General features: G+C 53.2%; 1 protein-coding gene. It reads right to left on the bottom strand.

The features are described 5' to 3' along the window. Positions 1-553: 553 nt before the first annotated feature. The gene (locus ACLD1X_RS29055) at positions 554-1,126 is read right to left on the bottom strand and encodes a hypothetical protein (RefSeq protein WP_429373719.1); all 573 of its coding nucleotides are present in this window, start codon (positions 1,124-1,126) and stop codon (positions 554-556) included. Positions 1,127-1,489: the final 363 nt, after the last annotated feature.

The raw sequence follows: 1,489 nt of genomic DNA, 5'->3' as shown, positions 1-1,489 counted from the left end.
TTGGGCGAGGCTCAGTTGGCCGGGGATCAGGTTCAGTGTGTGCATTTTCAGGCTCCTATAACCGGGGTAATCATTGGCAGGCTCAAGCCCTGCGCTTTGGCACATTCAATTGCAATTGGGTAACAGTGCGCACCCGCGAATTCGTTGACGATGGCTGAGTCATCTCGACCCATACACATACGTATTTACTTGTACATACAATCATATGCAATCAAGCGGCCAACTTGTTGAATGAACATTCAAGAAAAATCCGGATACGGCTGGAGAGCGCAGGAATCGAGGCTTCTGGCGTTGATGAAATTTTTCGAAGGGATTTTTTGAGGACGAGATGATTGTTACCTGAACGTGGTTTTACGCTACACCGGTGGGGGTTGGTAACACCGGGGTTGAAACCTGCACCAGGAAGATCGCCCCCTGTCAGGCAGACCGTAATGCAGAGTCAGTTGAAACAAACAGGTCGTGAATCAAGTCACTCAGACGGTAGCGAAAGAAATTTTTGATCGTCGAATACCGGGAGCCACTCATACTTGCGCTTGCCAGTTACGCAGACCGTTCAAAACCCGAAGTAGACAAATGCCGTCGCTACAGCGATACCCCACGCGGCCAACGCCAGGACCGATGAGTTATACGGTAATCGGGAGTCGCTCAAGTGTTGCAAGCCAGGTTTCGAAAAATCGCCCTGGTCATAACGGCAATACATGATTGCCCGATAGGTGTACAGGAGACCAACCAATAGAAACAGGGTGATCAGGCCCAGGACAAATCCACGCTTGATAGCCGGTTTAACCAATGGCGCCAGATGATCCTCACAGGCAGCGCTATTGATTTGCGCAACGGTAATTCGCTGATAGTCCGTCAATGGTCCCTTTTGGCCGAACTGGATTGCAGCTTGTTGCTCCAGATCCAACGCCTGGTACTTCCAGAGCGTTGACGATCCTTTTCGGCAGAAGGTAAACGCGGCAGGACTTGAGACGGCAATAATGCCAGCGTCGTTGATATTCAGTTTTTTCAGCGTCTGCGTGGCTGACCTGGTGAAATCCAGGTTGAAGACCTGAGTATCTCCGCAAGCAGTAACCGCGACCGAAACCAACAGGCCGCTCAGGAGGCAGATGGCTGAAATGTTCAAGGCCGGGTTTCCTTTTTCCATTGTTGCTTTGTTTTCGCAGTTCGGTTCCAACCTGCTTTGATGAGTTCCAGTACGCTGCTGGCACCCCGATAGCTCATGGGTAATCGAATGAAAGGAGAAAGGGAGGGCACCCAGTGCCCTCCTCTCCGCTTTCCACGCTCCCTGCGACAGTACTGACCAGGACCTCAAGTGGCCAGAATGAAGTCCGACTGATCAATGGCCGCACTGCCGACGCCCACCAGGCGGATGCTGTCCGCCCCGATGCCGACCACCGTGTCCGCCCCGTCAGCCGCTATGCTCACGTTGGCCGCGAAGGTCGCGCTGTTGATGCCCAGCCCCGCGATATCGAGCATGTCCTGCGCT

Origin of the sequence: Pseudomonas sp. 18173, assembly GCF_050432945.1 — a bacterium.
Lineage (GTDB): Bacteria > Pseudomonadota > Gammaproteobacteria > Pseudomonadales > Pseudomonadaceae > Aquipseudomonas.
This window is presented reverse-complemented; position numbering and strand designations above follow the sequence as displayed.